The organism is Roseicella sp. DB1501, from assembly GCF_013112485.1.
Lineage (GTDB): Bacteria > Pseudomonadota > Alphaproteobacteria > Acetobacterales > Acetobacteraceae > Paracraurococcus.
Genome location: NZ_JABFHG010000003.1, coordinates 456,097 through 477,729, shown reverse-complemented (window position 1 = coordinate 477,729; position 21,633 = coordinate 456,097). Strand labels below are relative to the sequence as shown.

Annotated in this window: 23 protein-coding genes and 2 tRNA genes; 9 read left to right on the top strand and 16 right to left on the bottom strand. The window is 72.1% G+C overall.

Annotated features, from left to right (window positions below):
• Positions 1-39 precede the first annotated feature (39 nt).
• The 3 genes from HJG45_RS08470 (at position 40) to HJG45_RS08460 (ending at position 1,576) form a co-directional block, all read left to right on the top strand.
• On the top strand, positions 40-294 hold the full coding sequence (locus HJG45_RS08470; protein ID WP_171611649.1) for a type II toxin-antitoxin system Phd/YefM family antitoxin: 255 nt from the start codon (positions 40-42) through the stop codon (positions 292-294).
• A gap of 212 nt (positions 295-506) precedes the next feature.
• On the top strand, positions 507-638 hold the full coding sequence (locus tag HJG45_RS29180) for a hypothetical protein (RefSeq protein WP_302479720.1): 132 nt from the start codon (positions 507-509) through the stop codon (positions 636-638).
• A 107-nt stretch (positions 639-745) separates the two neighbouring features.
• Entirely contained in the window at positions 746-1,576 is an 831-nt protein-coding gene (locus HJG45_RS08460; RefSeq protein ID WP_171611648.1) for a class I SAM-dependent methyltransferase, read from the top strand.
• Between the two features lie 93 nt (positions 1,577-1,669).
• Here the strand turns inward: HJG45_RS08460 and HJG45_RS08455 are convergent, their stop codons facing one another.
• Entirely contained in the window at positions 1,670-2,509 is an 840-nt protein-coding gene (locus HJG45_RS08455; protein WP_171611647.1) for an inositol monophosphatase family protein, read from the bottom strand.
• Between the two features lie 121 nt (positions 2,510-2,630).
• On the opposite strand from HJG45_RS08455, the gene HJG45_RS08450 reads away from it, so the two are divergent.
• The 4 genes from HJG45_RS08450 to HJG45_RS08435 are packed head-to-tail and all read left to right on the top strand — an operon-like array spanning position 2,631 to position 5,879.
• A complete protein-coding gene (locus HJG45_RS08450) occupies positions 2,631-3,542 on the top strand; it encodes a glycine betaine ABC transporter substrate-binding protein (protein WP_171611646.1) in 912 nt (303 codons plus the stop codon).
• Positions 3,542-4,159 (top strand): ABC transporter permease, encoded by a 618-nt coding sequence (locus HJG45_RS08445; protein ID WP_171611645.1) that lies wholly within the window; start codon positions 3,542-3,544, stop codon positions 4,157-4,159. The genes HJG45_RS08450 and HJG45_RS08445 overlap by 1 nt, the downstream gene beginning before the upstream one ends.
• The gene (locus tag HJG45_RS08440) at positions 4,159-4,959 is read left to right on the top strand and encodes an ABC transporter permease (protein ID WP_171611644.1); all 801 of its coding nucleotides are present in this window, start codon (positions 4,159-4,161) and stop codon (positions 4,957-4,959) included. The genes HJG45_RS08445 and HJG45_RS08440 overlap by 1 nt, the downstream gene beginning before the upstream one ends.
• Entirely contained in the window at positions 4,956-5,879 is a 924-nt protein-coding gene (locus HJG45_RS08435) for an ABC transporter ATP-binding protein (RefSeq protein WP_171611643.1), read from the top strand. Before HJG45_RS08440 ends, HJG45_RS08435 begins: the two co-directional genes overlap by 4 nt.
• A gap of 128 nt (positions 5,880-6,007) precedes the next feature.
• On the opposite strand, the gene HJG45_RS08430 is transcribed toward HJG45_RS08435, so the two are convergent.
• From HJG45_RS08430 to HJG45_RS08415, 4 genes are all read right to left on the bottom strand, one after another.
• Complete coding sequence (locus HJG45_RS08430; protein WP_171611642.1) at positions 6,008-8,341, bottom strand: xanthine dehydrogenase family protein molybdopterin-binding subunit; 2,334 nt, start codon at positions 8,339-8,341, stop codon at positions 6,008-6,010.
• Complete coding sequence (locus HJG45_RS08425) at positions 8,338-9,324, bottom strand: xanthine dehydrogenase family protein subunit M (RefSeq protein ID WP_171611641.1); 987 nt, start codon at positions 9,322-9,324, stop codon at positions 8,338-8,340. Before HJG45_RS08425 ends, HJG45_RS08430 begins: the two co-directional genes overlap by 4 nt.
• A complete protein-coding gene (locus tag HJG45_RS08420; protein WP_368040547.1) occupies positions 9,321-9,821 on the bottom strand; it encodes a 2Fe-2S iron-sulfur cluster-binding protein in 501 nt (166 codons plus the stop codon). Before HJG45_RS08420 ends, HJG45_RS08425 begins: the two co-directional genes overlap by 4 nt.
• 246 nt (positions 9,822-10,067) lie before the next feature.
• Positions 10,068-10,144 (bottom strand) — tRNA-Arg (locus HJG45_RS08415).
• Between the two features lie 412 nt (positions 10,145-10,556).
• Here HJG45_RS08415 and HJG45_RS08410 point away from each other — a divergent pair.
• Both HJG45_RS08410 and HJG45_RS08405 read left to right on the top strand, forming a co-directional pair.
• Positions 10,557-10,847 (top strand): type II toxin-antitoxin system RelE/ParE family toxin, encoded by a 291-nt coding sequence (locus HJG45_RS08410; RefSeq protein ID WP_171611639.1) that lies wholly within the window; start codon positions 10,557-10,559, stop codon positions 10,845-10,847.
• Positions 10,848-10,883: 36 nt separating this feature from the next.
• Positions 10,884-11,183 (top strand): addiction module antidote protein, encoded by a 300-nt coding sequence (locus HJG45_RS08405; protein WP_254452358.1) that lies wholly within the window; start codon positions 10,884-10,886, stop codon positions 11,181-11,183.
• A gap of 279 nt (positions 11,184-11,462) precedes the next feature.
• On the opposite strand, the gene HJG45_RS08400 is transcribed toward HJG45_RS08405, so the two are convergent.
• The 11 genes from HJG45_RS08400 to thrS all read right to left on the bottom strand — a co-directional run bounded on the left by HJG45_RS08400 (position 11,463) and on the right by thrS (position 21,434).
• A tRNA-Arg gene (locus tag HJG45_RS08400) sits at positions 11,463-11,539 on the bottom strand.
• Positions 11,540-11,618: 79 nt separating this feature from the next.
• A complete protein-coding gene (leuB, locus tag HJG45_RS08395; protein WP_171611637.1) occupies positions 11,619-12,734 on the bottom strand; it encodes a 3-isopropylmalate dehydrogenase in 1,116 nt (371 codons plus the stop codon).
• A gap of 81 nt (positions 12,735-12,815) precedes the next feature.
• A complete protein-coding gene (gene leuD / locus HJG45_RS08390; RefSeq protein ID WP_171611636.1) occupies positions 12,816-13,454 on the bottom strand; it encodes a 3-isopropylmalate dehydratase small subunit in 639 nt (212 codons plus the stop codon).
• Positions 13,454-14,887, bottom strand: a complete 1,434-nt coding sequence (gene leuC / locus HJG45_RS08385; protein ID WP_171611635.1) for a 3-isopropylmalate dehydratase large subunit — start codon at positions 14,885-14,887, stop codon at positions 13,454-13,456. The genes leuD and leuC overlap by 1 nt, the downstream gene beginning before the upstream one ends.
• A 60-nt stretch (positions 14,888-14,947) precedes the next feature.
• The gene (gene rplS, locus HJG45_RS08380) at positions 14,948-15,364 is read right to left on the bottom strand and encodes a 50S ribosomal protein L19 (RefSeq protein WP_171611634.1); all 417 of its coding nucleotides are present in this window, start codon (positions 15,362-15,364) and stop codon (positions 14,948-14,950) included.
• 22 nt (positions 15,365-15,386) lie between these two features.
• Positions 15,387-16,271: a tRNA (guanosine(37)-N1)-methyltransferase TrmD gene (gene trmD / locus HJG45_RS08375; RefSeq protein WP_171611633.1), complete on the bottom strand. Its 885-nt coding sequence runs from the start codon at positions 16,269-16,271 to the stop codon at positions 15,387-15,389.
• Positions 16,268-16,825, bottom strand: coding sequence for a ribosome maturation factor RimM (gene rimM, locus HJG45_RS08370; protein WP_171611632.1), 558 nt, complete (start codon positions 16,823-16,825; stop codon positions 16,268-16,270). Before rimM ends, trmD begins: the two co-directional genes overlap by 4 nt.
• A 27-nt stretch (positions 16,826-16,852) precedes the next feature.
• Positions 16,853-17,194, bottom strand: a complete 342-nt coding sequence (gene rpsP, locus HJG45_RS08365; protein ID WP_171611631.1) for a 30S ribosomal protein S16 — start codon at positions 17,192-17,194, stop codon at positions 16,853-16,855.
• Between the two features lie 26 nt (positions 17,195-17,220).
• Positions 17,221-18,618 (bottom strand): signal recognition particle protein, encoded by a 1,398-nt coding sequence (gene ffh / locus HJG45_RS08360; protein ID WP_171611630.1) that lies wholly within the window; start codon positions 18,616-18,618, stop codon positions 17,221-17,223.
• Between the two features lie 267 nt (positions 18,619-18,885).
• Complete coding sequence (infC, locus tag HJG45_RS08355; RefSeq protein ID WP_171611800.1) at positions 18,886-19,410, bottom strand: translation initiation factor IF-3; 525 nt, start codon at positions 19,408-19,410, stop codon at positions 18,886-18,888.
• A 68-nt stretch (positions 19,411-19,478) separates the two neighbouring features.
• Positions 19,479-21,434, bottom strand: coding sequence for a threonine--tRNA ligase (gene thrS, locus HJG45_RS08350; protein WP_171611629.1), 1,956 nt, complete (start codon positions 21,432-21,434; stop codon positions 19,479-19,481).
• Between the last annotated feature and the right edge of the window lie 199 nt (positions 21,435-21,633).

Sequence of the window (21,633 nt, the reverse complement as noted above, 5' to 3'; positions counted from 1 at the left end):
TATTGCATAGCATAGAATTAATTCGTAACAACGGTTCCCATGCGTGACATCCCGCCCTCAGCAGCCAAAACCCACCTGCCTCGGCTCCCCGATGTGGTCGAGCGCGGCGAGACGATCGTCGTCACCCGCCATGGCTGCCCCATCGCCCGCCCCGTACTGGAGGCTGCCGGCCGCGAGGCGGAGATCGCCAGGGCGATGGCGAGCCTGCGCGCGCTGCGCCGGTCCATCGCAAGCCGCGGCGAGTCGCTCTCCTGGGAGGTGTTGAAGTCGTTCCGCGATACAGGGCGCCAATGACTGCGCCCTCACCGACTGACACGGCGCCCTGCTCGCCCAACTCAGCGCCCTGACCCACCAGACCAACCCGGACGTGGCCGAGGACTGGAAGTGACGCGGCGTGCCGGTCTGGTCGCATGCCGGCATCCTCTGCACCGGGTAGACCTGCAAGGCGGTGGTCAACCTCACCTTCGCCAGGGGCGCCGCGCTGGCGGACCCGGCCGGCCTGTTCAATGCCAGCCTCGAAGGCAACAACCCGCCGCGCCATCGACCTGCGCGAGGGCGCGCGGATCGACCCGGCCGCCTTCCAGGCGCTGATCCGCGCCGCCGTGGCGCTGACCCTCGCCGGCAAGCACCCGCGCTGAATTGTCGCCGCCCCGCCGTGCGCCAGCGCATGGAAGGGAGGCCGTCGCCCGCCTTAAGGCTACCGGCCCGCCGCATCCGGCGCCTCCTGCCAGCGAGACCCCGATTCATGGACCTGGAATCCACCGTCGCCCAACACTACGCCCGGGAGTCGCTGGAACACACCATCCTCGCCGCCCTCGCCGTCATGGGGAAGGATGTCGAGCATCTCGCGCCCGAGGACCTGGCGCCGGTCGACGAGTTCCATATCGGCGGCCGGGCGGCGACGCGCGACCTGGCCGATGCCATGCGGCTCGCCCCCGGCATGGCGCTGCTCGATATCGGCTGCGGCCTCGGCGGCGCCGCGCGGTTCTTCGCCGGCGAGCGGGGCTGCCGGGTCACCGGCCTCGACCTGACGGAGGATTACGTGCGCTGCGCCACGGCGCTGGCCCGGCGCGTCGGCCTCGGCGGGCAGACCGCGTTCCACCAGGGCAGCGCCCTCGACCTGCCCTTCGCCGAGGCGAGCTTCGATGCGGCGACGCTGCTGCATGTCGGCATGAACATCGCCGACAAGGCGCGGCTCTTCGCCGAGGCGCGGCGCGTGCTGCGCCCGAGCGGCGTCTTCGGCCTCTACGACGTGATGCGCGAGGGCGAGGGCGACCTCGCCTTTCCCGTGCCCTGGGCAGAGGGCGCGGCGACCAGCTTCGTCGAGGGCGCCGACACCTATCGCCGGCTGCTGGAGGCGGCGGGCTTCGCGGTGGAGGCGGTGCGCAGCCGGCGCGCCTTCGCCATCGCCTTCTTCCAGCGCATGCGCGTGGCGGCGGCGGATGCGGGCGGCCCGTCGCCGCTCGGCCTGCATCTGCTGATGGGCGAGACGGCGCCGCTGAAGGCGCGCGCCATGATCGGCAACCTCGAAGCCGGCCTGATCGCCCCCACCGAGATCATCGCCCGCGCGGTTTGAAGACGCCTCCCGTTGCCCTGCCGAGGCTTCGCCTCGGCAGGCTGTGACGCAGCCAGGATCAGGAGCGAATCCCGGGGCCCCCGCGAAGGCGCGTCAGCGACTTCGTGGGGATTGGAGGAGTGCCTCGCGCGCCGCCGCCCAGCTCGCCGCATCGGGGGCGCAGATCAGGCCGCCGCTCCGCGCCACCGGCCGATAGGGCGAGCCGTCGAACTGCGCGCTGTGGCCGCCCGCCTCGCGGTGCAGCAGCCAGCCCGGCGCGTGGTCCCAGGGCATCAGCCGGTTGTAGAAGAGCAGGTGGCAATGCCCCGCCGCCGCCATGCGGTATTCCTGCGCCGCGCAGCGCAGCCAGGCGCTCATGCCGAGCCGCGCGAGATTGCCGTTGACGGTGCCACGCAGCGGCTCGGGCAGGAAATTGGTGCCGATGATCGCCTCCATCCGCCCGACCGGCACCGGCGCGGCGACCCGCAGCGCCGCCTGCCGCCCGTCCTCCGCCTCGCGCCAGGCGCCCTCGCCGCGCAGCGCCAGCGCGGTGTCGCGGCAGAGCGGGTCGTGGAGGGCGGCCATCACCACCTCGCCCCGCACCACCGCCGCCGCCATGATGCCGAAGAGCGGCAGGCCGGCGGTGAAGTTCCGGGTGCCGTCCAGCGGGTCCAGCAGGATGGCGAGCTCGGCCGTGCCGAGGCTGTCCAGCAGCGCGGGATCGCGCTCGCTCGCCTCCTCGCCGATGACGGCGGCGCCGGGCCAGGCGCGGAGGATGGCGGCGCTCGCCCGGCGCTCCGCCGCCTCGTCGGCCTCGGTCACCACGTCGAAGGCGGAGGTCTTCTCGCGCACCTCCCCGGCGGCGAGGCGGGTGAAGCGCGGCATGATCTCGGCCCGCGCCGCCTCGGCCAGGATGGCGCCGAGCCGCCGCGCATCGCCGGTGGTGAACCGCATCCCGCCTCCTTCCCGCCGCCGGCCCATTGGCGGCCGGCGGCGGGCCATGGTCAAGGCGCGCCTGCCGGGCATTCCCAACTGGGCATTCCCAGCCGCGCCGAACCCAGCCTAGTCTCCCGCAATGAACCGCCCGCCGCCCCCCGGCCTCTCCCCCGGCCATGCCCTGGCACGGCGCGGGCTGCTCGCCCTGCCCGCCTTGCTGGCGCGTCCCGCCCGGGCGGCGCCGCTGCTGCGCGTGGGGTCGAAGAACTTCACCGAGCAGCTCGTGGTCGGCGAGCTCTTCGCCCAGGGGCTGGAACGGGCCGGGGCGCGGGTCGAGCGGCGGCTGAACCTCGGCGGCACCGCCATCGCGCAGCAGGCGCTGGTCGCGGGCGAGATCGACCTCTACCCGGAATACACCGGCACCGGCCTCGGCGTGGTGCTGAAGCAGCCGCCGGAGGGGACGGCGGAGGCGGTGCTGCGCAAGGTCCGCGCCGGCTACGAGCGGGAATTCCGCTGCACCTGGCTCGCCCCCTCGGGCATCGACAACGGCAATGCGCTGCTGGTGCTGCCGGCGACGGCGAAGCGCCTCGGCCTCATCACCCTCTCCGACCTCGCCCGCGCCGCGCCCGGGCTGACGCTCGCCGCCGGCAACGAGTTCGCCGACCGCGCCGACGGGCTGCCGGGGCTGCAGCGGGTCTATGGCATGCGCTTCGGCCGCTTCCGGCAATTCGCCGCCCTCGGCCTGCGCTACGCCGCGCTGCAGCACGGCCAGGCGGATGTGGTGAACGCCTATGCGACCGACTGGCAGATCGCCGTCGGCGGCTACACGGTGCTGCGGGACGACCGGCATCTCTGGCCGCCCTACCAGCTCGCCGCCGTGGTGCGGCAGGCGGCGCTGGCGGCGTGGCCCGGCCTCGCCGCGCCGCTCGAGCGCATCGGCGCCCGGCTCGACAACCGGGTGGCGCAGGAGCTGAACCGGCAGGTGGACCAGGATGGCGACGAGCCGCGCGAGGTGGCGGCGCGCTTCCTGGCGGCGCAGGGCCTCGGCTGATGCGCTGGACGCTGCGCAACCTCGACACCATCGGCTGGGCGGTGCTGGTGCATCTCGAACTGGTGCTGGCGGCGCTCGGCATCGCGCTGCTGGTGGCGCTGCCGGCCGGGCTGCTGGTGGCGCGGCACCAGCGGCTGCGGGCGCTGGTGCTGGGCGCCGCCTCGCTGCTCTACAGCCTGCCGACGCTGGCCCTCTTCGCCCTGCTGGTGCCGGTGCTCGGCCTCGGCCTGCCGCCGGCGCTGCTCGCCCTCGTCACCTATGCCGTGCCGGTGCTGCTGCGGGCGCTGGTCGCCGGCCTCGCCGCGGCGCCGCCCGCGGTGCTGGAGGCGGCGACGGGCATGGGGCTGACCTCGGCGCAGCGGCTCTGGCGGGTGGAGCTGCCGCTCGCCCTGCCGGCGCTGCTCGGCGGGTTGCGGGTCGCCACGGTGACGCTGGTCTCGGCGGCGACGGTCGCCGCCTATATCAGCGCCGGCGGGCTCGGCACGCTGATCCTGACCGGGCTCGACCAGGGACATACCGAGAAGATCCTGGTCGGCGCCGGCCTCGTCACGCTGATGGCGCTGCTGCTCGATGCCGGGCTCGGCGCGGTGCAGCGGCGGCTGCCGGCGCTCGCCTGATGGGGGCGATCGCCGACGGCGCCGCCTGGCTCGCCGGCCATCCCGGCGCCTTCCTCGGCGCGGCATGGCAGCATCTGCTGCTCTCCTTCACCGGGCTCGGCATCGGCATCGCCATCGCCCTGCCGGCCGGGCTGCTGGTGGCGCGCCGGGCGCGGCTGGCGGAGGCGGCGATGGCGCTGGCCGGGGCGCTACGCACCATCCCGAGCCTCGCCGTGCTGGCGGCGCTGCTGCCGCTGCTCGGCGTCGGCTTCACCCCCTCCGTCATCGCCCTCGCCCTGCTCGCCTTGCCGCCGGTGCTGGTGAACACGGTGATCGGCCTCAGGGGCGCCGATGCGGCGGCGCTGGAGGCGGCGCGCGGCCTCGGCATGGGGCGCTGGCAGCGCGCCTGGCAGGTGGAGCTGCCGCTGGCCGCGCCGCTGGTCTTCGCCGGCTTGCGCATCGCCGCGGTGCAGGTGGTCTCGGCCGCGGCGCTCGCCACCTTCATCGGCGGCGGCGGGCTCGGCGACCTGGTGACGCAGGGGCTGGCGCTGCTGGATACCGGGCGGATGCTGGTGGGCGCGCTCGCCATCGCCCTGCTCGCCCTCGGCACGGAGGCCGGCTTCGGCCTGTTGGAGCGCCATCTCGTACGCGTGCCCGTTGCCGTTGACACAGCAACGGCCCCCATCCAGCGCCCCCCTGGCGCCGGGCGCGAACCTCCGGTTCGCCTGGCTTCGCCGCACATGCGGCAGGCTTCGTTCGAGGCCTCGGACCGGTCAGGGGACCGGTCCGCGAGCAACAGCCGTCGGATCGAAGGCGCATGATCGAGCTCGAAGGGCTGACCAAGCGCTGGCCCGGCGCCGGCGCCGCCGCGGTGGAGGACCTGACGCTCTCGGTGCCGGAGGGGACGAGCTGCGCCCTGATCGGTCCCTCGGGCTCGGGCAAGACGACGACGCTGCGCATGGTCAACCGCCTCATCGAGCCGAGCGGCGGGCGGCTGCGCATCGGCGGCGAGGATGCGCTGCGCCTGGACCCGGTGCGGCTGCGGCGCGGCATCGGCTATGTCATCCAGGAAGTCGGGCTGTTCCCGCACCGCAGCGTCGCCGAGAACGTGGCGACGGTGCCGCGCCTCCTCGGCTGGCCGGCGCCGCGCATCGCCGCGCGGGTGGAGGAGGTGCTGGCCATGGCCGGGCTCGATCCCGGCCGCTTCGCCGCGCGCCGGCCGCACCAGCTCTCGGGCGGCGAGCGGCAGCGGGTCGGCGTCGCCCGGGCGCTGGCCGGCGACCCGCCGGTGCTGCTGATGGACGAGCCCTTCGGCGCGGTCGATCCGGTGGTGCGGGCGCATCTGCAGGAGGAGGTGCTGCGGCTGCTGAAGCAGCTCCGCAAGACCGTGCTGATCGTCACCCACGACCTGGACGAGGCGGTGCGGCTCGGCGATGCGGTCGCGGTGCTGCGCGACGGGCGGCTGGCGCAGCATGCGCCGGCGGCGGCGCTGCTGGCGCATCCGGCGGATGCTTTCGTCGCCGGCTTCCTCGGCAGCGACCGGGCGCTGCAACGCCTGGCGCTGCTGCCGGCCGAGGGGGCGGCGACGGGGCAGGCCATGCCGGGGGAGCGGCTGCCGGAGGGCGCCTCGCTGCGCGACGCGCTCGCCGCCATGCTGGCGCGCGGGGTGCGGGCGGTGCCGCTGGCGGATGGCCGGGCGGTGACGCTGGACGCGCTGCTGGAGGCGGCGCGGCGAGGGTAGGAGCGCCCCTCAACCTCGTCGCCGCCCGTTGCCCTGCCGAGGCTTCGCCTCGGCAGGCTGTGCCGCCTCTTGGGCACCGAGGGACTCCCGGGGCCCCCACGAAGCCGCGAAGCGGTTTCGTGGGGAGCTCACAGCAGCTTGTCGAGCGTGATCGGCAGGTCGCGCACCCGCCGGCCGGTGGCGTTGAAGATGGCGTTCGCCACCGCCGCGCCGGTGCCGGTGATGCCGATCTCGCCGACGCCCCGCGCGCCCATCGGGGCGTGCGGATCGGGGATGTCGGTCCAGATCACGTCGATCTCCGGCACGTCCATATGCACCGGCACATGGTACTCGGCGAGGCTCGGATTCATGATCCGCCCCTTGCGCTCGTCGAACTGCGTCTCCTCCATCAGCGCCAGGCCGAGGCCCATGATGATGCCGCCGCGGAACTGGCTCGCCGCGGTCTTGGCGTTGAGGATGCGGCCGCAATCCATCGAGCCCAGGAAGCGGCTGATCCGCGGCTCGCCGGTGATGCGGTTGACGCGCGCCTCGCAGAACATCGCGCCGTGGGAATGCATCGACCAATGCTGCGTCTCGAGCGGCGGCGGCGCGCTGGCCTCGGCCACCACCGCCTCGCGCCCGGCGCGGGCGAGGATGGAGGCGTAGCTCTCCCGGCGCGCGGGCTCCTCCAGCCCGGCAAGGCCGCCATCGAGGCCGCCAACCTCCTCCGGCTTCAGTCCGGCCAGCGGCGAATCATTGCCGGCGAGCTGCAGCAGCTCGGCCACCAGCACGCGATGCGCCGCCGCCACCGCCGCGCCGATCGCCGCCGTCTGCTGCGAGCCGCCGGCGAGGACGACACCGGGCAGCGAGGAATCGCCATAGGCGAAGCTCACCGCCTCGAGCGGCAGGCCGAGCCGCTCGGCCACCACCTGGCTCTGCGCCGTGGCGGTGCCCATGCCCATCTCATGCGCCGCGATCTCCACCCGCACGCGGCCGTCCCGCGTCAGGGTGAGGCGCGCCGCGCCGCCGGGCATCCGGTAATAGGGATAGGTGGCGGTGGCGCAGCCGAGGCCGACCAGCCACTCCCCGTCCCGCACCGCGCCGGGGGTCGGGTTGCGCCGGCTCCAGCCGAACCGCTCGGCGCCGGCGCGCCAGGCCTCGACGATGTGGCGGGCGGAGAAGGGCGTGCCCTCGACCGGGTCCCGCTCCGGCTCGTTGCGGATCCGCAGCTCGACCGGATCCATGCCGAGCTTCGCCGCCAGCTCGTCGATCGCGCATTCGAGCGCGAAGGTGCCGACGGCCTCGCCCGGCGCCCGCATGAAGGTGTTGGCGAGCATGTCCATGTACGCCACCTCCACGTCCAGCTTCAGGCTGCCGGCGGCATAGGCGCTCCGCGTCGGCAGGATGAAGGGCTCGGGCAGGGCGTTGTGCCGCGTCATCGCCACCGTGCCGGTATGAATGATCGCCTCGAACCGGCCATCCGGCTGCGCGCCGATGGCGACCCGCTGCTCCGTCAGGGTGCGGCCGCCGATCATCCGGTGCATGCCCTCGCGCGAGAGGGCGATGCGCACCGGCCGGCCCGCGAGCTTCGCCGCGGCCGCGCCGAGCACCTGGTGCTGCCAGAGCGTCTTGGAGCCGAAGCCGCCGCCGACGAAGGGCGAGGTGACGCGGACCTGCTTCTCCTCGATGCCGAAGACCTGGGCGAGCGACCAGGCTGTGTGGGCGACCGCCTGGGAGGCGTCGTGCAGCAGCAGCCGGTCGCCATCCCAGGCGAGCGTCGCCGCATGCGGCTCGATCGGGTTGTGGTTGTGGCGCGGCGTCACATAGGTCGCATCCACCGAGACCGGCGATGCCGCCAGCGCCGCCTCGGCATCGCCCTTCTCGAGCTTCAGCGGCTGGCCCATGAACTGGCCGGGCTCGGTGCCCTGCGCCTTGGCCTCGGCGAAGGCGATGGTCGCCGGCTCCGCCTCGTAGGTCGCGCGGATCAGGGAGGAGGCATGGTCCGCCTGCTCCTGCGTCTCGGCCAGCACCACCGCGATGGGCTGGCCGTTCCAGTGGATGCGGTCGTCCTGCATCACCGGCAGGTCGTCGCCGCCCGCGGCCTTCTCCGCCGTCAGGAAGAGCGGCATGGGCTGCAGGCGCGGCGTGTTCGCATGCGTCATCACCAGGACAACGCCGGGCGCGGCCTCCGCGGCGGCGAGGTCGAGCGCGGCGATGCGGCCCTTGGCCACCGCGCTGAAGGCGATCGCGGCATAGACCATGCCATCGAGCGGAAACTCGGCGGCGAAGGGCGCCTGGCCGCGCACCTTCAGCGGTCCGTCGAGGCGCGAGACGGGCGCCCCGATCAGCCCGTGCTGCTGGCGGATGAGCGGGTCGGGCTGGCCGCCGGGCAGCCAGGAATCGGGCGCCAGGGCGATCGCCTTCTTCATCGCCGCCTGCGCCGCGCCCTGCACGGTCTGCTTGGCGTTCTCCAGGATGCTCATGCGGCTTCTCCCGCCAGTTCGCCGAGGACGGCGGCGATCGTGCGCGTCGCCAGCTCGATCTTGAATCCGTTGTCCCGCAGCGGCGCGGCGGGGGCGAGCTCCGCCTCCGCCGCCACCCGGAAGGCCGCGGCGGTGGCGGGGCCGCCGCGCAGCGCCTCCTCCGCCCGCCGCGCGCGCCAGGGCTTGTGCGCGACGCCGCCGAGCGCCAGCCGGACATCGGCGACGCGGCCGTCCCGCACGTCCAGCGCGGCGGCGACCGAGACCAGCGCGAAGGCATAGCTCGCCCGGTCCCGCACCTTGCGATAGGTGGAGCGCGCCGCGATCGGCAGGGGCGGCAGCTCGATGGCGGTGATCAGCTCGCCCGGCCGCAGCGCGGTCTCGATCTCGGGATGACCGCCGGGCAGGCGGTGCAGCTCGGTCAGCGGCATCTGCCGCGCGCCGGCCGGTCCGGCGAGATGCACCACCGCGTCGAAGGCGGCGAGGGCGACGCACATGTCGGAGGGATGCGTCGCCACGCAGGCGGGCGAGGCGCCGAGGATCGCATGCGACCGGTTGAAGCCGTCGATGGCGTCGCAGCCCTCGCCCGGGTTGCGCTTGTTGCAGCGCGCGCCGGCATCGTCATAGAAATAGGTGCAGCGGGTCCGCTGCAGGATGTTGCCGCCGACCGTCGCCATGTTGCGGATCTGCGCCGAGGCGCCGGCCAGGATGGCGCGGGCCAGGGCCGGGTAGCGGCTGCGGACCGCGCGGTGCTCGGCCAGCGCGGTGTTGCGCGCGGCGGCGCCGATGCGGAGGCCCCCCGCCTCGGTCTCCTTGATCGTGGCGGCGAGGCCGGTGACGTCGATCAGCGCGGCGGGCCGCTCGATCGTCTCGCGCATCAGGTCGACGAGGTTGGTGCCGCCGCCGAGATATCGGGCGCCGGCCTCGGCGGCGAGCCGCACCGCCTCGCCCGCCTCGGTGGCGCGGGCATAGCGGAAGGGGGTCATTCGGCGGCTCCCGCGCAATGCGCGGCGATCGCGGCGATGATGCCGTTATGCGAGCCGCAGCGGCAGAGATTGCCGCTCATCCGCTCCCGCAGCTCGGCCGGGTCCGGGGCGATCCCGGGCGCGTCCAGGTCGGCGGTGACAAGGCTCGGGACGCCGCGCCGCAGCTCCGCCGCCATGCCGACCGCCGAGCAGATCTGGCCGGGCGTGCAGTAGCCGCATTGGAAGGCGTCGTGCTCGATGAAGGCCTCCTGCAGCGGGTGCAGGCCCTGCTCGCCGCCCAGGCCCTCGATCGTCGTGACCGACCGGCCCTCGCACTGCACCGCGAGCGTCAGGCAGGACAGGATGCGCTCGCCGTCGAGGAGCACGGTGCAGGCCCCGCAGGCGCCCTGGTTGCAGCCCTTCTTGGTGCCGTGCAGGTGCAGCGTCTCGCGCAGCAGGTCGAGCAGCGAGACGCGTGGATCGGGCGGCAGGGCGGCCTCGGCTCCGTTGATCCGCATGGGCATGGTCTCCGCTCCTTCCGGTTCGGGGCGAGGCGCCAGGGGCCTGTCCGGGGAGGCCCTTCCGGCAGGGGCGCTGACTGCAGGACATGCGGAGCCATGGCCCAGCGGGTGGCAGAGGGGCCCGGCGCATCGCCATGCACTGCACAACGCGGCAGGCGGGGCTTCGTTGGCGGGGGTTGCCGCGGAATGGCCGAATGGCGGGGGTGGCGGCGGCTGGGGGGAGCGGCGGGCCGGCAGGCGGCGTGGCGCGCCCGAGAGGATTTGAACCCCTAACCCCCAGATCCGAAGTCTGGTGCTCTGTCCAGTTGAGCTACGGGCGCCCTCGCAAGGCCTATCGCATTTCCGAGGGCATGACGAGGCCACCCCATGCGAGGCGCCTCTTTCCGCCCTGAAATTGCGACGCTTTTTTCTGCTGGATCGCGGTAGGTCGCGGCTGGTGGCGCTAGGCGGTGCGGCGGCCTGACAGACCGATCGAGCCCTGCTGTGGGAACTAGGTGTGAGCCATATGTGAGCCCGGCTCAGCCCGGCTCACACCGAGAGGATGGCTTGGAGAGGCCCGCTGATGCGGCGCTGCTTTCCAGCGGCAGCGGCCACCACGCTTGGCGCTGGGCCTCGTCCGGGACGAAGGGCTGGACGGCTGCGCCCACAGGCTGGTTGGGCATAGAGCCATCTTGTCCCATACAAGCCACAAAAAGCTCGCATGACTGTCCCCTACAGGGTACAAACCGTGTCATGATCGAAGTGCACGAAACATCCGAGTTCAAGAACTGGTTGAGTGCGCTTCGATCCGGTACCGGGCGCGCCGCCATTGCCAAGCGTGTCGTCCGGCTGCGTAGCGGCAACTTCGGCGATGCCAAGTCAGTTGGTGGCGGCGTCTCGGAACTGCGGATCGCCGTAGGGCCGGGATACCGGGTCTACTTCACCCGCCGTGGCCAAACCATCGTCGTGCTGCTTTGCGGCGGCGATAAGGACAGCCAGAGCCGCGACATCGCCAAGGCGCAGGCCATGGCCGCCGATCTCTAACTCACGCCACCTGGAGGGTTTCCCCCAATGCCTATCATGACGAACCCATTCGATCCCGCCGATTACCTCACCGACGAGGAAAGCCGGGCCGAATACCTGCGCCTCTCCTTCGAGAGCGGAGATGCGGCCGAAATCGCTGAGGGCCTCGGCACCGTAGCCCGTGCGCTCGGCATGAGCCGGATCGCAACCGATGCGCACCTGTCCCGGCCGGCGCTGTACCGAGCCCTGGCGCGTGACGGCAATCCGTCGCTCGACACCATCCTGCGCGTCATCAAGGCCCTGGACCTCCAGCTCACCGTCAGGCCGGCGCAGCGCCAGAGCGAGCCCGCCTCCTGAGTTGTCGCCATTGGCAGCAATCTACCGAGCGCCGAACCGGGCGGTGATGGCTTCCGCGAGCGCAGGGTCGCGTTCCAGGGCGAGGGCCAGCTGCGCCGCCAGCGGGTCCAGCGTCCGCTCGCCTCTGTCCAGCGGTGCAAGCCGCCAAGCTTGGGGAAACCGACCAACAGCAGAAGCTCGGAAGCGGGCCGTCCCAGATTCGAAATCCGGTGCCCTGTCCCGCTGAGCTGCCGGCGCTCCAAGGTGGGGCCAGACCATTCCCGCGACAATGAAGGAAAATGGCGCGCCCGAAGAGATTCGAACTCCTGACCCCCAGATTCGTAGTCTGGTGCTCTATCCAGCTGAGCTACGGGCGCGCATCCCGCCTTGTGGCGAGGCGGGCGGAATAGCGGAGGCGGCGCGGCCGCGCAACCCCCCTCCGCCGTCCGAAATGGATCAGCCGGCGAGCTTGTCGAGCTCGCGCAGCACCGCCTCGCCCATCACCGAGGTGCCGACCCGGGCCATGCCGGGCTGCATGATGTCGGCGGTGCGCAGCCCGCCGGCGAGGACCTTCTCGATCGCCGTCTCGAGCAGCGCCGCATCCTCCTCGAGCCCGAAGCTCCAGCGCAGCAGCATGGCGAAGGAGAGCATCTGGGCGCAGGGATTGGCGATGCCCTTGCCGGCGATGTCGGGCGCCGAGCCGTGGATCGGCTCGTAGAGCGCGTGCCGCTTGCCCGTGGCGGGGTCCACCGCGCCGAGCGTCGCGGAGGGCAGCATGCCGAGCGAGCCGGTCAGCGCCGCGGCGAGGTCGGAGAGCACGTCGCCGAACAGGTTGTTGCCGAGGATGACGTCGAACTGCTTCGGCCGGCTGCAGAGCTGCATGGCGCAGTTGTCGGCGTACATGTTTTCGAGCTCGACATCCGGGTACTCGGCCTTCCGTACCTCGCCGACCACGGCGCGCCAGAGCCGGCCGGACTGCATGACATTGGCCTTCTCGACGCTCGTCACCTTGTTGCGCCGCTTGCGCGCCAGGTCGAAGGCGATGCGGGCGACGCGGGCGATCTCGTCCTCGTGGTAGACATCGGTGTCGAAGCCGCGGCGCTTGCCGTCGGGCAGCGTCTCGACGCCGCGCGGCTCGCCGAAATAGATGCCGCCGACCGTCTCGCGCACCACCATGATGTCGACGCCGCGGACGATGTCGGGCTTCAGCGAGGAGGCCTCGGCCAGCGGGTCCATCACCAGCGCCGGGCGGAGATTGGCGAAGAGGCCGAGATCCTTGCGCAGCCGCAGGATGCCAAGTTCCGGCCGCTGCTCGAAGGGCAGGCTGTCCCATTTCGGCCCGCCGACGCTGCCGAACAGCACCGCATCGGCCGCCTTCGCCTTGGCCACCGTCTCGTCCGGGCAGGGCGAGCCGACGGCGTCGATGGCGCCGCCGCCGACCAGGCCTTCCTCGATCTCGAAGGAGAGGGCGCGGCGGCGGTCCATCCAGTCGATGACGCGGCGCACCTCGTGCATCACCTCGGGCCCGATGCCGTCGCCCGGCAGCACCAGGAGCTTCTTGTTCGCAGGCATGGTCGTCTCCGTCCTCGCCGCCCGGCGGGCGGCGCATGCTTCATCCCGAGGACGCCGCCGCGCGGCGCGGCGGGCGGCGGCTCAGGCGCCGGCCGGCGTGGTCCCGGCCGCGCCGGCGAGCCAGGGCTGCGCCGCGGCGCGCTTCGCCTCGAAGGCGTCGATCGCCGGGGCGTGCTGCATGGTCTGGCCGATATCGTCGAGGCCGTTCAGCAGCAGGTGCCGGCGCAGCGGGTCGATCTTGAAGGGGATCTCCTCGCCGTTCGGCCGCACCACCACCTCGCGCTCCAGATCCACGGTGAGGCGGGCATTGCCTCCCATCCGCGCATCCTCCATCAGCTGCTCGCACACCTCGCGCGGCAGCTTCACCGGCAGGACGCCGTTCTTGAAGCTGTTGTTGTGGAAGATGTCGGCGAAGTCGGGCGCGATGACGCAGCGGATGCCGAAATCGAGCAGCGCCCAGGGCGCATGCTCGCGCGAGGAGCCGCAGCCGAAATTCTCGAAGGCGATGAGGATCTCGGCTTTGCGGTAGGGCTCCTGGTTGAGGACGAAGTCCGGGTTCTCCGACCCGTCCTCGCGGTAGCGGAAATTGGCGAAGAGGTTCTTGCCGAAGCCGCTGCGGCTGATCGACTTCAGGAAGCGGGCCGGGATGATCTGGTCGGTATCGACATTCGCCTTGGGCAGCGGCGCGGCGATGCCGGTCAGGGTGGTGAAGGCCTGCATCAGACATCCCCCTTCTTCGGCTGGTAGTCGCGGACATCGGCCAGGCGGCCGGCGATCGCCGCGGCGGCGGCCATGGCGGGCGAGAGCAGATGGGTGCGCCCGCCCGGGCCCTGGCGGCCCTCGAAATTGCGGTTGCTGGTGCTGGCGCAGCGCTGGCCCGGCGTCAGCTTGTCCGGGTTCATGCCGAGACACATGGAGCAGCCGGCCTCGCGCCATTCGAAGCCCGCCTCGCGCAGGATGCGGTCGAGCCCCTCCTCCTCCGCCTGCGCCTTCACCAGGCCGGAGCCGGGCACCACCATGGCCCGCACCCCGTCCGCCACCTTGCGGCCACGGGCGATGGCGGCGGCGGCGCGGATATCCTCGATCCGGCTGTTGGTGCAGGAGCCGACGAAGACCACGTCCACCTTCAGGTCCTGCAGCCGCTGCCCCGGGGCGAGGCCCATATACTGCATCTTGCGCCGCATCTGCTCGCGCCGCGCCTCGTCCGCCGCCGCTTCCGGGTCCGGCACCACGCCGGTGATCGGCAGCACGTCCTCCGGGCTGGTGCCCCAGGTGACCTGCGGCGCGATCGCATGCGCGTCCAGCCGCACCACGGTATCGAAATGCGCGCCAGGGTCGCTCGGCAGGCTGCGCCAATACTCGATCGCGCGCTCCAGCGCCTCGCCCTTCGGCGCGAAGGGGCGGGTGCGGACATAGTCGTAGGTGGTGTCGTCCGGCGCCACCATGCCGGCCCGGGCGCCGCCCTCGATCGACATGTTGCAGACCGTCATGCGCCCGGCCATGTCGAGGGCGCGGATGGCGTCGCCGGCATATTCGATGACATGGCCGGTGCCGCCCGCCGTGCCGATGCGGCCGATGATCGCCAGCACGATGTCCTTGGCGGTGCAGCCGACGGCCAGGTTGCCCTCGACCAGCACCTGCATGTTCTTCGCTGGCTTCTGCAGCAGCGTCTGGGTGGCGAGCACGTGCTCGACCTCCGAGGTGCCGATGCCGAAGGCGAGCGCGCCCATGGCGCCATGCGTGCTGGTGTGGCTGTCGCCGCAGACGATGGTCATGCCGGGCAGCGAGCGGCCGAGCTCCGGGCCGATGACATGCACGATGCCCTGCCGCTGGTCGAGCAGCGGGATCAGCGGCATGCCGAACTCGGCGGCGTTCTTCTCCAGCGTCTCGACCTGCAGCCGGCTCTCGGGATCGACGATGCCGGTGTAGCGGGAGGCGTCGGTGGCGATGTTGTGGTCGATGACGCCGAGCGTCGCCTCCGGCCGCCGGACCTTGCGGCCGGCCTGGCGCAGCCCGTCGAAGGCCTGCGGCGTCGTCACCTCATGCGTCAGGTGAAGGTCGATGTAGAGAAGCGCCGTGCCGTCCGGGAGGGTCTCCACCACATGGGCGTCCCAGATCTTGTCGAAGAGAGTGCGCGGCTTCTGCCCTGACATGACGTGTTCCTGTCTGCATTCCGCGCCCCGCGCCGTGCCGCGCGGGGCGCCCTGTCCTTCTTACGCCTGCTGCCCGGCCGTGGCGGCGGCGGCGGCCTTCGCCGCGGCCTGGGCGTTGGTGGTGGTCCGCTCCTGGATGCGGGCGGACTTGCCGGTGCGGCCGCGCAGGTAATAGAGCTTCGCGCGCCGGACCTTGCCGCGGCGGACCACGGCGATCTCCGCGATGGAGGGGGAGTAGAGCGGGAAGACGCGCTCCACGCCCTCGCCATAGGAGAGCTTGCGGACGGTGAAGTTGCTGTTCACGCCCTTGTTGCTGCGCGCGATCACCACGCCCTCATAGGCCTGGGTGCGGGTGCGCTCGCCCTCGACCACCTTCACCATCACGCGGACGGTGTCGCCCGGGCCGAATTCGGGCACGGCGCGGGCGGCGAGGAGGCGCGAGGTCTGCTCGGCCTCGAATTGCTGCAGCAGGTTCATGGTCTGGTCCTTTCCTTGTTCTTTAGGCGGCGGCAGGTCGGCCGTCCATGGCCTCCGCCTCCGCAACATTCCGTGGGGGTTCGGTGCCCGCCGCAGGCGCACCCTTCGCGTAGCGGGCCCAGAGATCGGGCCGGCGCTCGCGAGTGATCCGCTCCGCCTCCGCCTGGCGCCAGCGCGCCACCTCGGCATGGTGGCCGGAGAGCAAGACCGGCGGCACCGCGCGGCCCTGCCACTCGGCCGGCCGGGTATAGTGCGGGTATTCCAGCAACGCCTCGCGCCCGCCGGCCGAGAAGCTTTCCTCCTCGGCGCTGCCGGCGCCGCCCATCACCCCCGGCAGCAGCCGGACGCAGGCATCGAGCAGCACCATCGCCGCCGTCTCGCCGCCCGAGAGGACGTAGTCGCCGACCGAGACCTCGATCAGCTCCCGCGCCTCGATGACGCGCTGATCGACGCCTTCGTAGCGGCCGCAGAGCAGGATCACGCCCGGCCCGGCGGCGAGCTGGCGCACCAGCGCCTGGTCGAGCACCCGGCCGCGCGGCGTGAGGTAGAGGGCGGGGCGGGATACGCGTCGGGCGACCGATTCACGCTCCGCGCCCTGCGGCGCTCCGCGATCGGGCGCTCCCGGCACCTCCCCTGGCGCCTCCCCCAACACCTCCCCTGGCGCCGCATCCTCGGCCATCGCTGCCGCCAGGGCGGCGTCCAGCACGTCGGGGCGCATCACCATGCCGGCGCCGCCGCCGAAGGGCGTGTCGTCCACCGTCCGGTGGCGGTCGGTGGCGAAGCCGCGGATGTCGAGGCTGTCGATCCGCCAGCGCCCCTCGCGCAGCGCCCGCCCCGCGAGCGACTGGCCGAGCGGGCCCGGGAACATCTCCGGGAAGAGGGTGAGGATGGTGGCGCGCCAGCTCATGCCGCCGCCTCGCCATCATCGCCGCCACCGTCATCGCCGCTGCCGGGCGGCACGGTGATCTCCTCCGGCGGCGCGACGACCAGCCGGCCGCCGGCGATGTCGACCACCGGCACCGCGGCGCGGGTGAAGGGGATCAGGCGCTCGCCCGTCGGCCCACCCCCTGGTGCATCCTCCAGCACCAGGAAGGCGCCGGCGCCGTGCTCCTCGACCGCGCGGACGCGGCCGAGCCGCTCGCCCGCCTCGGTCTCGGCGGCGAGGCCGATCAGGTCGGCGAGGTAGTATTCCTCCGCCTCCGGCGGCGGCAGGCTGTCGCGCGCCACGTAGAGGCGGGTGCCGGTCAGCCGCGCCGCGGCGTCGCGGTCGGCGACGCCCTCGATGCGGGCGAGGCCCTCGGCGAGCAGGGTGAGCGCGAAGCGGCGCCCGCCCGTCTCGTCGGTCAGCGGGCCGTAGGCGGCGATGGCGGCGGGATCGGCGGTGAAGCTGCGCAGCTTCACCAAGCCGCGCACGCCGTGCGGCCTGCCGATCTCCCCGACCAGGATGCGCTTCGCGCCCATCGCCTATGGCCCGCCCTCAGGCTCCGTTCAGCCCGCCGCGGCGGCGGCCGCGGCGGCGCGCTCCTGCGCCTTCTTCTTCGGCGCCGACTTCTTCGGCTGCTCCGGGAATTCCGGCATCGGCGCCAGGCCGGCCTTGCCAAGGAACTTCGCCACCCGGTCGGTGGCGACCGCGCCCTGGCCGATCCAGTGGCTCACCCGCTCGTCCTGCAGGCGCACGCGCTCGGCATGGTCGGAGGGGAGCATCGGGTTGTAGCTGCCGATCTTCTCGATGAAGCGGCCGTCGCGCGGGCTGCGGCTGTCGGCCACCACGATGTGGTAGTAGGGGCGCTTCTTGGCGCCGGCGCGCGCGAGGCGGATCTTCAGGCCCATGGTCTCAGGTCACTCCTGGTCTTGATCTAGAAAGGCTTCCGGCCGCCGGGGAGCTGCATCCCCTTGGGCATGAGCGCGCCGAGGCCGCCGCGCATCAGCCCTTTCTGGCCGAGCTTGTTCATCCGCTTCATCATCGCGGACATGTCGTCGAAATTCTTCAGCAGCTTGTTCACCTCCTGCACAGAGGTGCCGCTGCCGGCGGCGATGCGCTTCTTGCGGCTGGCCTTGATGAGGTCGGGCTTGCGCCGCTCCTGCGGCGTCATCGAGCCGATGATCGCCGCTTGGCGCTTCAGCATGCCGTTGTCGAGGTTCGCGCCCTCGATCTGCTGCTTCATCTTGCCGATGCCGGGCAGCATGCCGAGGATGCCGGAGAGCGAGCCCATCTTGCCGATCTGCTTCAGCTGGCTGGCATAGTCCTCGAGGCTGAACTGCCCCTTCTGCATCCGCGCGGCCAGCTTCTCGGCCTCGTCGCGGTCGATGGTCTCGGCGGCGCGCTCGACGAGGGAGACGATGTCGCCCATGCCGAGGATGCGGCCGGCGATGCGGTCGGGGTGGAAATCCTCGAGCGCGTCGAGCTTCTCGCCGGCGCCGAGCAGCTTGATCGGGGCGCCGGTGACGGCCCGCATCGAGAGCGCGGCGCCGCCGCGGGCATCGCCGTCGATCCGGGTCATGACGATGCCGCTGACGCCGACCTTGTCCTGAAAGGCGCGGGCGGTGTTCACCGCGTCCTGGCCGGTCATGGCATCGACGACGAGCAGCGTCTCGTGCGGCCTGGCGAAGGTCTTCACCGCCGCGACCTCGGCCATCAGCGCCTCGTCGATCGCGAGCCGCCCGGCGGTGTCGAGCACCACCACGTCGAACAGCTCGCGCCGGGCGAGGTCCATGGCCCGCGCCGCGATCTCGAGCGGCGTCTGGCCGGCGACGATCGGCAGGCTGGCGACGCCCACCTGCTTCGCCAGCGTCTCGAGCTGGAGTTGCGCCGCCGGGCGGTGCACGTCGAGCGAGGCGAGCAGCACCTTCTTCTTGTCGCGGCCCTTCAGCCGCAGCGCGATCTTGCCCGAGGTGGTGGTCTTGCCCGAGCCCTGCAGGCCGACCATCAGCAGCGGCACCGGGGCGGGGGCGTTGAGGTCGAGGCCGCGGGCGCCGGTATCCGCCTCGCCGCCGCCGAGCGCCTCCACCAGCGCGTCATGGACGACCTTGATCACCTGCTGCGCCGGGGAGACGCTCTTCAGCACCTCCTGGCCGATGGCGCGCTCGCGCACCTTCGTGGTCAGGTCCTTGACCACGGGCAGGGCGACATCGGCCTCCAGCAGGGCCACGCGGACCTCGCGCAGCGCCTCCTGCACATCGGCCTCCGAGAGCGCGCCACGGCGGCGCAGCCGGTCGAAGACGCCATTCAGCCTGCCGGACAGGGCCTCGAACATGCGGCCTGCCTTGCCCCCTCGCCTGCGGGGCCGGAAAGGCCCCAAATGGAAACGCGCCGCTGCGCGAGTCTTCGCGGAGCGGCGGAGCCCCCCGCCCGGCAGGGGACCTCGGTCGGGAACATCCCGGGAGCGGGGCTGCTACGCCCCGGCGGGCCCGGCGTCAAGGGAAACCGGGCCGGCGGGTGGCGCCAGTGGCCCCAAAGGGGGCCTACGGCCCGCGCCGGCCTCCATGGGGGCCGATGCGCTGCCGCATCGGCGGCGGTGCCGTTACTTCGGCGCCAGCACCATGATCATCTGCCGGTTCTCCAGCCGCGGCATCTGCTCGACCTTGATGGTCTCGCCCAGCTCAACCCGGATCCGCTCCAGCACCTTGATGCCGAGATCCTGGTGCGCCATCTCGCGGCCGCGGAAGCGGAGCGTGACCTTCACCTTGTCGCCCTCGCTGATGAAGGACTTCATCTGGCGCATCTTCACGTCGTAGTCGTGGTCGTCGATGTTCGGACGAACCTTGACTTCCTTGATCTCGACGACCTTCTGCTTCTTGCGGGCCTCGTTGGCCTTCTTCTGCTGCTCGTACTTGAACTTGCCGTAGTCGGTGATCTTGCAGACGGGCGGCACCGCGTTCGGGCTGATCTCGAGCAGGTCGAGCCCGACATCATAGGCCCGCATCAGCGCGTCGCGCGCCGACATCACGCCGATCATCTCGCCGTCCTGGTCGATCAGCCGCACCTGCGGGACGCGGATGTCCTCATTGACCCGCGGGCCGTCGCGGGTCGGCGGCTGATTCGAAATGGGTCCTCTTGCTATGGTCCTCTCCTGTCGCTGTGGAAACGGCTCAGCGGCCTGTTATGGGGCTTGACTTAGCCCGCTGCAACCACCCCCTCGGGCACCCGGTCGGGCGGCGTCGCCTCCCGCGCCAGGCTCGCCACGGCCTCGGCGAGCGGCAGCGCCGCCTGCTCGCGGCCCGGCAGGCGGCGCAGCACCAGGGCGCGCTCCTCCGCCTCTCGCCTTCCGACCACGGCGAGCACCGGCACGCGCTGCTCGATATGGTCCACCACCTTGCGGTTGATCTTCTCGTTGCGCAGATCCAGTTCGACCCGCAGCCCCGCCGCCTGCAGCGCCGCCGCGGCCTCGCGCGCGAAGGGCGCCGCCTCGTCCACGATGGTCGCCACCACCACCTGCACCGGCGCCAGCCAGAGCGGGAAGCGGCCGGCATGCTGCTCGATCAGGATGCCGATGAAGCGCTCGAAGCTGCCGAGGATGGCCCGGTGCAGCATGACCGGGCGCTTGCGCGTCCCGTCCTCGGCCACGTATTCCGCCTCCAGCCGCTCGGGCAGGACGAAATCGACCTGCAGCGTGCCGCACTGCCAGTCGCGGCCGATGGCGTCGCGCAGCACGAATTCCAGCTTCGGCCCGTAGAAGGCGCCCTCCCCCGGGTTCAGCGTGTACTCGACCCCGGCGATCCGGCAGGCCTCGCGCAGCGCGCCCTCGGCCTGGTCCCAGACCGCATCCGTCCCGGCCCGCTTCTCCGGCCGGTCGGAGAACTTCACCTGGAAGCTCTCGAAGCCGAGGTCGCGATAGACCGAGCTGAGCAGCGCGACGAAGCGCACCGTCTCCTCGGCGATCTGCTCCTCGGCGCAGAAGATATGCGCGTCGTCCTGGGTGAAGGCGCGCACCCGCATGATGCCGTGCAGCGCGCCCGAGGGCTCGTAGCGGTGGCAGGCGCCGAACTCGGCCATGCGCAGCGGCAGCTCGCGGTAGCTGCGCAGGCCCTGGTTGAAGATTTGCACGTGGCAGGGGCAGTTCATCGGCTTCAGCGCCAGCACGCGGTCCTTCTCGGACTCGTCCTCGACCGTCGCGATGAACATGCTCTCGCGGAACTTCTCCCAGTGGCCGGAGGCGATCCAGAGCTTGCGGTCGACGAGTTGCGGCGTCCGCACCTCGCGGTAGTCGGCCGCGTCCAGCCGGCGGCGCATGTAGTCCTCGAGCACCCGGTAGAGCTTCCAGCCCTTGGGGTGCCAGAAGATGGAGCCGACCGCCTCCTCCTGCAGGTGGAAGAGGTCCATCTCCTTGCCGATCTTGCGGTGGTCGCGCTTCTCCGCCTCCTCCAGCTGGTGGAGATGGGCGTCGAGCTCCTTCTGATCGCGCCAGGCGGTGCCGTAGATGCGGCTCAGCATGGCGTTGCGGTGGTCGCCCCGCCAATAGGCGCCGGCCACCTTCATCAGCTTGAAGGCGGTGCCGACATCGCCCGTGCCGCGCATGTGCGGGCCGCGGCAGAGATCGATCCAGTCGCCCTGGGAATAGAGGCTGATCTCCTCGCCCTGCGGCAGGTCGCGGATGAGCTCGGCCTTGTACTTCTCGCCCTTCGCCTCGAAGAAGGCGATCGCCTCCTCGCGCGGCATCACGCTGCGCAGGAAGGGCGCGTTGCGCGCCACGATCTCGCGCATCTTTGCCTCGATCGCCGCGAAATCCTCGGGCGTGAAGGGCTCGTTGCGGGCGAAGTCGTAATAGAAGCCGTTCTCGATCGCCGGCCCGATCGTCACCTGCGTGCCGGGATAGAGCGCCTGCACCGCCTCGGCCAGCACATGCGCCGCGTCGTGGCGGATCATCTCCAGCGCCTCGGGGTCGCGGCGCGTGATGAAGCGCACCGCGGCGTCGTGCTCGACCGGCATGGCGAGGTCGCGCGTCACGCCGTCCACCTGCATGGCGAGCGCCGCCTTGGCGAGGCCCGGGCCGATCGCCTGCGCGATCTCGGTGCCCGTCACCGGCGCATCGAAACGGCGCACGGAACCGTCGGGCAGGGTGATCGCAGGCATCGGTCGGGGTGTCTCCATCAGGCGGACCGGGGGCGCGGACCATGGGCAGGCGAGCCCGGCGGCGTCAAGCATCGGCCGGGCGGGACTGCCATGCCCTTGCGGGCCGCGCCGGGGCGACGCGCAGGAAAGATGGGGAGCGCCGCGCCTCGCGAGGTCTTCATATTTGTCCATGCTGGAAATTCTACCCGTGGTTGGAGTG

Excerpts from the sequence above, each read along its gene's own strand:
- HJG45_RS08470 (WP_171611649.1), top strand. The coding sequence starts at position 40 with ATGCGTGACATCCCGCCCTCAGCAGCCAAAACCCACCTGCCTCGGCTC.
- HJG45_RS29180 (WP_302479720.1), top strand. The coding sequence starts at position 507 with ATGCCAGCCTCGAAGGCAACAACCCGCCGCGCCATCGACCTGCGCGAG.
- HJG45_RS08460 (WP_171611648.1), top strand. The coding sequence starts at position 746 with ATGGACCTGGAATCCACCGTCGCCCAACACTACGCCCGGGAGTCGCTG.
- HJG45_RS08455 (WP_171611647.1), bottom strand. The coding sequence starts at position 2,509 with ATGCGGTTCACCACCGGCGATGCGCGGCGGCTCGGCGCCATCCTGGCC.
- HJG45_RS08450 (WP_171611646.1), top strand. The coding sequence starts at position 2,631 with ATGAACCGCCCGCCGCCCCCCGGCCTCTCCCCCGGCCATGCCCTGGCA.
- HJG45_RS08445 (WP_171611645.1), top strand. The coding sequence starts at position 3,542 with ATGCGCTGGACGCTGCGCAACCTCGACACCATCGGCTGGGCGGTGCTG.
- HJG45_RS08440 (WP_171611644.1), top strand. The coding sequence starts at position 4,159 with ATGGGGGCGATCGCCGACGGCGCCGCCTGGCTCGCCGGCCATCCCGGC.
- HJG45_RS08435 (WP_171611643.1), top strand. The coding sequence starts at position 4,956 with ATGATCGAGCTCGAAGGGCTGACCAAGCGCTGGCCCGGCGCCGGCGCC.
- HJG45_RS08430 (WP_171611642.1), bottom strand. The coding sequence starts at position 8,341 with ATGAGCATCCTGGAGAACGCCAAGCAGACCGTGCAGGGCGCGGCGCAG.
- HJG45_RS08425 (WP_171611641.1), bottom strand. The coding sequence starts at position 9,324 with ATGACCCCCTTCCGCTATGCCCGCGCCACCGAGGCGGGCGAGGCGGTG.
- HJG45_RS08420 (WP_368040547.1), bottom strand. The coding sequence starts at position 9,821 with ATGCGGATCAACGGAGCCGAGGCCGCCCTGCCGCCCGATCCACGCGTC.
- HJG45_RS08410 (WP_171611639.1), top strand. The coding sequence starts at position 10,557 with ATGATCGAAGTGCACGAAACATCCGAGTTCAAGAACTGGTTGAGTGCG.
- HJG45_RS08405 (WP_254452358.1), top strand. The coding sequence starts at position 10,884 with ATGACGAACCCATTCGATCCCGCCGATTACCTCACCGACGAGGAAAGC.
- leuB (WP_171611637.1), bottom strand. The coding sequence starts at position 12,734 with ATGCCTGCGAACAAGAAGCTCCTGGTGCTGCCGGGCGACGGCATCGGG.
- leuD (WP_171611636.1), bottom strand. The coding sequence starts at position 13,454 with ATGCAGGCCTTCACCACCCTGACCGGCATCGCCGCGCCGCTGCCCAAG.
- leuC (WP_171611635.1), bottom strand. The coding sequence starts at position 14,887 with ATGTCAGGGCAGAAGCCGCGCACTCTCTTCGACAAGATCTGGGACGCC.
- rplS (WP_171611634.1), bottom strand. The coding sequence starts at position 15,364 with ATGAACCTGCTGCAGCAATTCGAGGCCGAGCAGACCTCGCGCCTCCTC.
- trmD (WP_171611633.1), bottom strand. The coding sequence starts at position 16,271 with ATGAGCTGGCGCGCCACCATCCTCACCCTCTTCCCGGAGATGTTCCCG.
- rimM (WP_171611632.1), bottom strand. The coding sequence starts at position 16,825 with ATGGGCGCGAAGCGCATCCTGGTCGGGGAGATCGGCAGGCCGCACGGC.
- rpsP (WP_171611631.1), bottom strand. The coding sequence starts at position 17,194 with ATGGGCCTGAAGATCCGCCTCGCGCGCGCCGGCGCCAAGAAGCGCCCC.
- ffh (WP_171611630.1), bottom strand. The coding sequence starts at position 18,618 with ATGTTCGAGGCCCTGTCCGGCAGGCTGAATGGCGTCTTCGACCGGCTG.
- thrS (WP_171611629.1), bottom strand. The coding sequence starts at position 21,434 with ATGCCTGCGATCACCCTGCCCGACGGTTCCGTGCGCCGTTTCGATGCG.